We start from the raw sequence: 9062 nt of genomic DNA, 5'->3' as shown, positions 1-9062 counted from the left end.
GTCGATGGCTGCCCGCCGGGCATGGAGCTGTCCGAGGCTGATATCCAGCCCTTTTTGGACAAGCGCCGCCCCGGGCAGTCGCGCTTCACCACGCAGCGGCAGGAGCCGGACCAGGTGAAGATCCTCTCCGGCGTGTATGAGGGCAAAACCACCGGCACGCCGATCTCGCTGCTCATCGAGAATACCGACCAGCGCTCCAAGGACTACGCCAATATCGCCGAGCGCTACCGGCCCGGCCATGCCGACGTGGCCTATGACATGAAATACGGCCACCGCGACCCGCGTGGCGGCGGGCGCTCCTCGGCCCGTGAAACCGCCATGCGCGTTGCCGCCGGAGCTATCGCCCGCAAGGTGCTCGGGCCAAGCGTAGTCATTCGCGGCGCGATGACGGCGCTTGGCCCGCATGGGATCGACCGCGCCAACTGGGACTGGGATGCGGTGGACGCGAACCCGTTCTTCTGCCCGGACGCGAAGGCCGCCGAGGCGTGGGAGAGCGAGCTGGATGCCATCCGCAAGGCTGGGTCCTCCATCGGCGCAGTGCTGGAAGTGGTGGCCGAAGGCGTGCCGCCCGGCCTGGGCGCACCGATCTACGGCAAGCTCGATGCCGACATTGCCGCGGCGCTGATGAGCATCAACGCGGTAAAGGGCGTGGAGATCGGCGATGGCTTCGCCGCCGCCACGCTACGCGGCGAGGAAAACGCCGACGAGATGCGGATGGAGAACGGGAAGATCAAATTCCTCTCCAACCATGCGGGCGGGATTCTTGGCGGCATCGCCACCGGGCAGCCGATTGTCGCGCGTTTTGCCGTAAAACCAACAAGCTCCATCCTCATCCCTAAGCATAGCGTGAACGCTGACGGCGAAGAGGTTGAAGTTATGACAAAAGGTCGCCACGACCCTTGCGTGGGCATCCGGGCCGTGCCGGTGGGTGAGGCCATGCTGGCCTGCGTCTTGGCCGACCATCTGCTCCGCCATCGCGGGCAGGTGGGGAAAATTTAATTTCGCGCCCTTTTCGCAAAAAGGGCGCCTCAAAAATTCTTACAAGTGCGAGATCTGGGCCGGGTCCGGCCCCAGCCCGAGCGCGACGGGAACGACGGTGAACAGCATGATGAGCGTGCCGCTGACGAGCACGATCAGCGCCGCCCGCCAGCCGTTAAGGGCCAGCCCGGCGCGCAGGATGAACCAGCGGTACCAGAGCAGATAGGCGGCCATGCCCCCCATCGTGGCCAGTTCCGCCGTGCGCATCGGCAGGCCCATCTGGGCCAGAATGGCGCCGAGAAACGCCCCCACCAGCAGCACCGGCAGCAGCGCCCAGAACGACCAGTTCAGCGCCGTGGCAGCACGCAGCCACATCGGCTCGCGGCCATAGAACCGGGCGAATTCGTACACCAGCACCGGCAGCACCAGCACGCCGCATAGCCGGGCGAGGAAGCTCAGCACCGCCACGCGCCAATCCACCTGCATCGCCGTGACCAGCGCGCCGACCAGCGGAAACGCGATGAGCGGCGCCAGCGAGGCATAGAAATTATCCAGCCCGCCGCCGAACTCCTTGATGCCGGCGGCATCGCCCTTGGCCAGCCGCCACAAGCCGCGCAGGATCATGCGCAGAACGCCGAAACAAGGGCTTTGTAGATCTCCGCCAACTGGCGTAAATCCGCGACCGGCACGGCCTCGTCCACCTTGTGCATGGTCGCGCCCACCAGCCCGAACTCCGCCACCGGGCAGTAGCGCGAGATGAACCGCGCATCGGAGGTTCCGCCGCCGGTATTCTGCTCGGGCGTCACGCCGGTCACGCGCTCGATCGCGCGGGTCAGCGCCTCGATCTCCTTGCCCGGCTGCGTCAGGAACGCCTCGCCGGAGATGCTCACCTCCAGCTTCGCATCCGGGGCGTGGCGGGAGAGCACCTCGCGCAGATACGCGGTCAGCGAGGCGCCGCTGTGCAGATCGTTGAAGCGGATGTTCAGCTTGGCCGTGGCCAGCGCCGGGATCACATTGGTCGCCGGGTTGCCGACATCGACCGAGGTGATCTGCAGGCTGGACGGCTCGAAGAACGGGGTGCCTTCGTCCAGGCGGGTAGCGATCAGCTCGTTCAACGCCGGGATGAGCTTATGCACGGCATTGTCGGCCAGATGCGGATAGGCGGCGTGCCCCTGCCGCCCCGGCACGGAAATGCGCGCATTCATGCTGCCGCGCCTTCCGACCTTCACCACATCGCCCAGCCGGGCGCGGCAGGTTGGCTCGCCGACCACACAGAAATCCGGGATCTTGCCGTTGGCTTCCATCCATTCCAGCACCTTCACGGTGCCGACCGTGGCTTCGCCCTCCTCATCCCCGGCGATCAGCAGCGAGACATGCCCTGGCACCTGGGAGACGGCGGAAACGAAGGCGGCGATGCCACCCTTCATGTCCACCGCGCCTCTCCCATATATGACCCCCTGTGACTCGTCTGCGGCGAAGGGATCATGCGCCCAGCCCTCGCCGGGCGGCACCACATCAGTATGCCCGGCGAAGCACAGATGCGGCCCCTGCCCCGCCCGTTCGGCGAAGAAATTCTCGATCTCGCCGAAACGCAGCCGCGTGACGGTGAAGCCGAGGCCCTCCAGCGCGCGGATCAGCACGGCCTGCGCGCCGCCATCCGCCGGGGTGACGGAGTTGCAGCGCAGCAGGTCCTGGGCGAGAGCGACCGGGGCGATCACGCGCGCAGCAGCTCGTTGATCGAGGTTTTGCTCCGGGTCTGCGCGTCAACCCGTTTCACAATAACAGCGCAGGCGAGGCTCGGGGCCTCGGGCGTCTTGCCGGGGAGCGTGCCCGGCACCACCACGGAATAAGGCGGCACCTTGCCGTAAAACACCTCGCCGGTCTCGCGGTCGACGATCTTGGTCGATGCGCCGAGGAACACACCCATGGAAATCACCGCGCCCTGGCCGACGATCACGCCTTCCGCAACCTCGGAGCGGGCACCGATGAAGCAATCATCCTCGATGATCACCGGATTTGCCTGCAGCGGCTCCAGCACGCCGCCAATGCCCACGCCGCCGGAGATGTGGCAGTTCTTCCCCACCTGCGCGCAGGAACCCACGGTGGACCAGGTGTCGATCATCGTGCCCTCGCCGACCCGGGCGCCGACATTCACGAAGCTCGGCATCAGCACCACGTTCGGCGCGATATAGGCGGAGCGGCGGACCACGGCGCCCGGCACGGCGCGGATGCCGGCGGCGGCGAATCGGTTATCGCCCCAGCCCGCGAATTTCATCGCCACCTTGTCGAATACCGGGGCGCCGCCAGGGCCGTCCATCAGCGCGTTCGGGTAGAGGCGGAAGGAGAGCAGCACGGCCTGTTTCAGCCACTGGTTCACCACCCAGCCATCCGCGCCGGGCTCGGCCACGCGGGCCTTGCCGGAATCCAGCAGTTCCAGTGCGGCTTCCACCGCGTCGCGCGCCTCGCCGGTGGTGGCGGGGGAGATGTCGGCGCGCTTGTCCCAGGCGGCCTCGATGCTGGTCTTGAGATCGGTCGTCATGTCTTTCCCGTCCTGCGATGTCGCGGCGGACCATGAGGCGCAGTGGCGGACGATGTCAACGCGCCAGGCGGGTTAAGAGATTGTTCACGCCGAGCGGCTAGAAGAGTGGCATGACCCTGCCGCAGATTTCCGCCTCCACGCCGGGCATGTTCGCGCCTGCTCCCGCCACGCACTGGCTTGCTGTCGCCGCCATGCTCACGGATCTGGCCTTCGAGACCGACCAGATGGGGCGCTTCGCCGCCTTCGGGCCGGGCAAGGTGCTGGGCCAGCCGGCGGCGAATCTGCTGGGCGTGGAGCTGGCCAGCCTGCTCGCGGGCGGCAGCGCGGAGGAAGAAGCGCTGAGCGCGACGCAGTTCCGCTCGATCATCGCCACCATTTGCCTGGAATGCGTAGCCTGGCACGGCAAGGTCCGCCTCGCTCTGTTCGATGGCGGCACGAGCGTGTTCCGCCTCGCTTTGGCCCCGCGTATCGCGGGCGCCAAGGTGACTGGCATCTACGGGATTCTGTTCGACCTTGAGGCGCCGGAACTCACCCTGCCGGACAGCCATGCCGGCCATGCGAACGATCCGGCCCTGCGCCACAATGCGATGCTGGATGCCGAAACGGGGCTATGGTCCGGCCGCACCTTCGCCGACGAACTTGGGCGCCGGTTCGACCGGCTGGATGTCGAGGAGCAGCCCGGCACGCTGCTCTATCTCGGCTTCTCCCGCGCCACGCCCGGGTTGCGCCCGGCGATCGCGCTGCGCCTGGCCGAGGAGCTGCGCGACGTGGTGCGGCCAACCGACCTGCTCGGGCGGATCGACGAGACCACAATCGGGCTATGGTGCGACGGCATGGACCACCTCACCGCCGGGGAGCGTGCGGTGAAATTCTGCGCCGCCATGCCGCCGCTGCTGCCGCAGAGCGCGGTGATCAGCGTGGGGGTGGCGCCACGCTGGCCGGGCAGAGGCGACCAGATGGATACGGTAATGGAACACGCCGCGGTGGCGCTGCACTTAGCGGACATGGCCTGCCAGCGCGCCGGGGCCGAAGCCGCCGGCGCATGGCGCGTGTGGCAGCCTGATTAGGCTGTCTTGCAGGTCTTGCAGGTTTTGATGCCGAACAGACGATAGGCCGGGCAGAAGCTGATAACGGCGGTGCCGAGCGGCACCAGGCCGATGAGGCCCCACAGCGTCTTGGGTCCAATGAAGACAAGGCTGAGCAGCACAAGGCCGACGATCGCGCGCAGAAGCCGGTCGAGCGAACCCAGGTTCTTGACCATGATATGTCTCCTTATTTTGGTATGGAATTACCGTGTGCGACATTATCACTAAAGCGGAAAAATCTGGGCGCTGCCAGTGTGGCATCTGCTCCTGAATCTTGTTTCAGGGCCCGACATCGCCTAATTCGGCGGCATGAGCGAAAACACCGAACAGAACGAGACCCTCCCGCAGGAAGAGATTCTGCTGGAAGCGCCGGATCAACGTATCGCCACGCTGGAGCTGGAGCTTCAGGAGATGCGCGACAAATGGCTGCGCGCCGAGGCCGACATGGCCAATCTGCGCGCCCGCACTAAGCGTGAGGTAGATGATGCCCGCGCCTTTGCCGTGCAGAAATTCGCCCGCGACGTGGCAGAGGCCGCGGAGAACCTGAAGCGCGGCATCGACAGCCTGCCCAAGCCCGTGGAGGGCGAGGCCGAGATCGTGACCAAGATGCGTGAAGGCTTCGAGGGGATCGAGCGTTCCTTCGTTGCCCTGCTGGAACGCAACGGCATCACCCGCCAGGACCCGACCGGCGCCGCCTTCGACGCCAATCTGCACCAGGCCATGGCCGAGCAGGAGAGCGCGGAGCACCCACCGGGCACGGTGATCCAGGCCTGGAGCCAGACCTGGCTGCTGAACGGCCGGCTTTTGCGCCCGGGCATGGTGGTGGTGTCCAAGGCGCCGCCCGCCGCCTGAGGCTGGCGAGACTTACGGCTGGGCAGCGGGTTTACCGCTGCCCAGGCCGAACAGCCCGCGCAAAAATCCCGGCGTAAGGGCGGAAAGCGGGTTCATGCTGACTTTCGGGGCGGACAGCGAGCCGCCGACATGCGCGCGCATCGCGAACAGCCCGCCGCCTTTTTCCGGCGAAAAGAGCCTCCCCAGCAGCGGCAACCGCCCCGGCAGCGCGTTGAGCGCGTAGAGCGGCACCACGGTGGTGTCGATCGAGCACTCGTCGTCAGCCAGGCGGATGCTGCCCGTGGCGGTAAAGCCAAGGGAGGATGAAAAAGCCCGCGCGCCGTTCAGTTGCAGCACACCGTTTTGCAGCGAGAACGGGATGACCGCATGGTCGATGAGCATGCCGGGGCCGGAGGCGGCTTCCGCCGCCCCGTACAGCGTGAGCGCCTCCAGGAGCTTGGTCACCTCTGACGCCTTCACCAGACGGAGCTTCTGCAGCGTGGCCGTGCCCGTGGCAGGCTGGCCGCCGCCATACACCGCATCCAGCGCCAGCGTGCCGCCGGTGGCACTGCCGTAAACGTCCAGCGCGCGCAGCAGCGTGCCGGTATCGGCCGACTGCACCGCCAGAGCGCGGCGCGAGTCCTGCTGTGGCGTGATGCTGAGGCTGAACCCGCTGGCCCGGGCCTGCCCCTGAAGCACAGTGCCGCCCTGCCCCGCGCCGGCGAAGGAGAACGCCTTCAGCCCCGGCGCCGGGGCGGCGGCCAGGTACAGAGTGCCGAAATTTAACGTGGCGTTCCAGGCGGGGCCGGTTGGCTGCGTTTGCTTGCTGCTTTGCGTGCCTTGGCCTTTTGTTTCGCGCCGCACATCCAGCACCGGGCCGGAGAGGCTGATGCGCCAGGGCTCGCCTGCGCCGGCCGGCGGGGTGATGCTGCCCGTGGCCTGGGTTCGGCCAATGGTGGCATTGGCCAGGGTGAAGCTGCCGCCTTCCTGCCCCGTGCCCCTGATATCCAGCCCCGGCGCCTGGGCGGTGAGGCTATTCAGCGCCGCCAGCCGCCCATGTGCCAGTGTCACGCTCACCTCCATGCTCCCCGCGGTTCCTGGCTGCTTTTCCCAGCCGAAGGCCGGGAGCGCGATGCCAGCGGCGGTGATGTCCGAACTGACCGTGGCGGTCTGCGTGCCGCCGGGCGGGCCTGAGAGATGGAAGGTGAACGGGGCCTTGCCACTGGCAGGGCCGCTCGCCGCCGTTGCCTGCTCCAGCCCCAGATACCCCCATAGCTGCGCCCCGGCGGAGCCTTGCAGCAGCAGATCCGCCGGGTTGCCCACGGTGCCGAGCTCCTCCGCCAGCGTCAGCGTCGCGGGCTCGCCGGCGAAGCGCCCCTTCGCCTGCAGGCGCAATCTCTGCAAGGTCACGTCGAGGCTCGCCTCGGTGTCGCTGAAGGAGAGCGGCGGCAACAGGGACACCATGTTCACCTTGTGCAGTGCCGCCCGCACATGCAGCCTGGTATCGGCCAGCGCCAAATTCAGCACGAGCGGAATATGCGCGGTGACAGTGGCGGTAATGCTGCCGGTGGCCTCTGTCATGCCCGGCGGGGCGTCGCGCAGCAGGCTGAGCGGCGGCGGGCTGAGCACGGCGAATACATCCGGCAGGCCGGCGGCGAGATCGATTGAAAGATCACCGTTCTGCGCCTGCTGCGTCAGGCCAGAGATGGTCATGCTGCCGCCGGTGAGCGCGACCCCGCCGACATGCCCGGCCTGCGCGGTGATCACCGCCGTGTCCTTGTTCGGCATGATGAACGTGCCGTCGAGCCCGGTGACCGGCGTGACGTTTTTCAGCCAGGTGAGCCTGAGGTCCTGCCCGGCGAAACCGCCATTAAGGCTGGCAAGGCTCAGCGACGAGAGATCGCCCGGGGCGATGAGGTCAAAAGTGAAGGCGGCGTTCCGCGCGAAGCCGGAGGTGATGTTCTTCGACACCCAGGCGCGGGTGTTTGGAGCCGCCTTGGGCGGCCAATAGGCCGGCAGATCCTCGGCGCGCACCGCATCGAGGGCCACGGTGAGGCTTCCCGTCCAGTTCTCCTGCGCCCGGGCCGTGAAGCCGAAGCCGATATGCGGCGCGCTGGCGCCGATGGGGGCGAGGTCCAGCCGCCCGCCGCTAACATCCACCGCCCCTGGGGCGGCGTGCAGAACGAAGCTGCCGCCGGTGATCGCATCGCTCAGCCCCGGCTGGCCGAGCACGCCGGGGCCGAGGGTGACGTAGAAATCGCCCCGCGCCAGGGTGTAGCCCCCGCCGGGCCAGATATCCGCGCGCACCGAGACCGGGGCCGTGTTGCCGGTGAAACGGGCGCCCGTGCCATCCACGCGCAACGGTTCATGCGCGCCAAAGAGATCTGCCGGCGGGACCACCACGTCCGCCGCCGGGATATTCGCGAACTCCAGCCCCTCCGCATTGCGCACCGAGATGCCGCGCAGCCGGATGGCGAAGGGCACGCCGCCGCCCTGGCGGTAGCCGGCCCAGGTAAGCTCCGCCCCGTCCATATGCACGTAAACGCCCTGACCGGAGGCAAGCGTGGCCAGGCGGGAGGCGATATCCGGCAGCTCCAGCGGCCCGAAGGACAGCCGGAAGGCGAGCAGGCAGATGGCCAGGATGCACAGGATGAGCAGCTGCATGACGATGCGCCCGAGCTGATGCACGGCCTCGCCGAATATTTTCCAAACTTGACCTGGGCGCTGCTTCATCCTGTTCTGCTTGCCAGATGCCCAGCCGTTCCCACAAGCCGCTGTTTCCAAAACCCGCGGATGCCGAGGCCGCCGCCCGTTTGCGCGCCGATTTTTCAGGGCTGGGCGAAGCCGAACGCCTCTTCGCCGCGAGCATGGACGGTGCGGCGCTGCTCGACGCGCTGGGCGGCAATGCCCCGTATTTGGCCGAACTCGCCTGCCTCGACTCGGCGGCGCTGCTTGCCTGCGTGGCGTCGGGGCCGGACGCGCATGTGGCCGGGTTGCTGCACGGCGTGCGCGAATTGCCGCTCGGCCTCTCGCGCCGGGAGCTGAGCGCGGCGCTGCGCCGGGCCAAGCGGCAGGCGGCGCTGGCCATCGCCATCGCCGATATCGGCGGGCTCTGGCCGTTGGAGAAGATCACCAGCGCGCTCTCGGACCTCGCGCAGATGACACTGCGCGCCGCAATTCGGCATTTGCTGTTCAACCTGCACGAGGCCGGGCAGATCACACTGCCCTTCCCCGCGGACCCGGAGCGCGGCAGCGGCTTCACCGCACTCGCCCTGGGTAAGCTCGGCGCGCATGAGCTGAACTATTCCTCCGACATCGACCTCGTCCTGCTCTATGATCCGGACTGCCCGGTTTATCCCGAAGACGCGCAGGGCATGATGGCGCGCGTCGCGCGGGACATCACCACGCTGCTCGCGGCGCGGGACGAGAATGGCTACGTGTTTCGCGTCGATCTGCGGCTGCGCCCGGACCCTTCCGCCACGCCGCCGGTGCTCGCACTGCCCACGGCGCTGGCCTATTACGAGTCGCAAGGGCGCACCTGGGAGCGGGCGGCGTTTTCCAAGGCGCGGCCGATCGCGGGGGATATCGCGCTCGGCGAGCAGTTCCTGGGGGCCATCCGCCCCTTCATC

The 9062-nt window shown here is 67.7% G+C and carries 8 protein-coding genes and 1 pseudogene; 4 read left to right on the top strand and 5 right to left on the bottom strand.

From position 1 onward, the window contains the following. On the top strand, positions 1–999 hold a 999-nt coding region (aroC, locus tag ACLPJJ_RS13350; RefSeq protein WP_443591484.1), incomplete at its 5' end, for a chorismate synthase. Positions 1000–1038: 39 nt separating this feature from the next. On the opposite strand, the gene ACLPJJ_RS13345 is transcribed toward aroC, so the two are convergent. Genes ACLPJJ_RS13345 through dapD form a run of 3 tightly spaced genes read right to left on the bottom strand, consistent with a single transcriptional unit; the run spans position 1039 to position 3517 of the window. Next, positions 1039–1602: a hypothetical protein gene (locus ACLPJJ_RS13345; protein WP_443591483.1), complete on the bottom strand. Its 564-nt coding sequence runs from the start codon at positions 1600–1602 to the stop codon at positions 1039–1041. Further along, entirely contained in the window at positions 1599–2693 is a 1095-nt protein-coding gene (gene dapE, locus ACLPJJ_RS13340) for a succinyl-diaminopimelate desuccinylase (RefSeq protein WP_443591485.1), read from the bottom strand. The genes ACLPJJ_RS13345 and dapE overlap by 4 nt, the downstream gene beginning before the upstream one ends. Then, entirely contained in the window at positions 2693–3517 is an 825-nt protein-coding gene (gene dapD, locus ACLPJJ_RS13335) for a 2,3,4,5-tetrahydropyridine-2,6-dicarboxylate N-succinyltransferase (protein WP_443591482.1), read from the bottom strand. Before dapD ends, dapE begins: the two co-directional genes overlap by 1 nt. Before the next feature lie 110 nt (positions 3518–3627). Between dapD and ACLPJJ_RS13330 the strand changes: the two genes are divergently transcribed. After that, positions 3628–4584, top strand: coding sequence for a GGDEF domain-containing protein (locus tag ACLPJJ_RS13330; RefSeq protein ID WP_443591481.1), 957 nt, complete (start codon positions 3628–3630; stop codon positions 4582–4584). Here ACLPJJ_RS13330 and ACLPJJ_RS13325 read toward each other — a convergent pair. Further along, the gene (locus tag ACLPJJ_RS13325) at positions 4581–4778 is read right to left on the bottom strand and encodes a YgaP family membrane protein (protein ID WP_443591480.1); all 198 of its coding nucleotides are present in this window, start codon (positions 4776–4778) and stop codon (positions 4581–4583) included. The genes ACLPJJ_RS13330 and ACLPJJ_RS13325 overlap by 4 nt on opposite strands. 133 nt (positions 4779–4911) lie before the next feature. Here ACLPJJ_RS13325 and ACLPJJ_RS13320 point away from each other — a divergent pair, with 133 nt between their 5' ends. Beyond that, positions 4912–5454, top strand: a complete 543-nt coding sequence (locus tag ACLPJJ_RS13320) for a nucleotide exchange factor GrpE (protein WP_443591479.1) — start codon at positions 4912–4914, stop codon at positions 5452–5454. Between the two features lie 12 nt (positions 5455–5466). Here the strand turns inward: ACLPJJ_RS13320 and ACLPJJ_RS13315 are convergent, their stop codons facing one another. Continuing rightward, positions 5467–8166 carry a YhdP family protein gene (locus ACLPJJ_RS13315; protein ID WP_443591478.1) on the bottom strand — a complete coding sequence of 900 codons (2700 nt, stop codon included), beginning with the start codon at positions 8164–8166 and terminating at the stop codon, positions 5467–5469. A gap of 17 nt (positions 8167–8183) precedes the next feature. On the opposite strand from ACLPJJ_RS13315, the pseudogene ACLPJJ_RS13310 reads away from it, so the two are divergent. Next, a pseudogene (locus ACLPJJ_RS13310) lies at positions 8184–9062 on the top strand (bifunctional [glutamine synthetase] adenylyltransferase/[glutamine synthetase]-adenylyl-L-tyrosine phosphorylase); the annotation flags it as partial.

The sequence above is a fragment of the Acidocella sp. genome (assembly GCF_052326845.1).
GTDB lineage: Bacteria > Pseudomonadota > Alphaproteobacteria > Acetobacterales > Acetobacteraceae > Acidocella.
This window is presented reverse-complemented; position numbering and strand designations above follow the sequence as displayed.

Bases quoted from the DNA above. Each gene is read 5' to 3' on its own strand.
- ACLPJJ_RS13320 (WP_443591479.1), top strand. From the start codon at position 4,912: ATGAGCGAAAACACCGAACAGAACGAGACCCTCCCGCAGGAAGAGATT.
- ACLPJJ_RS13325 (WP_443591480.1), bottom strand. From the start codon at position 4,778: ATGGTCAAGAACCTGGGTTCGCTCGACCGGCTTCTGCGCGCGATCGTC.
- ACLPJJ_RS13345 (WP_443591483.1), bottom strand. From the start codon at position 1,602: ATGATCCTGCGCGGCTTGTGGCGGCTGGCCAAGGGCGATGCCGCCGGC.
- ACLPJJ_RS13330 (WP_443591481.1), top strand. From the start codon at position 3,628: ATGACCCTGCCGCAGATTTCCGCCTCCACGCCGGGCATGTTCGCGCCT.
- dapD (WP_443591482.1), bottom strand. From the start codon at position 3,517: ATGACGACCGATCTCAAGACCAGCATCGAGGCCGCCTGGGACAAGCGC.
- ACLPJJ_RS13315 (WP_443591478.1), bottom strand. From the start codon at position 8,166: ATGAAGCAGCGCCCAGGTCAAGTTTGGAAAATATTCGGCGAGGCCGTG.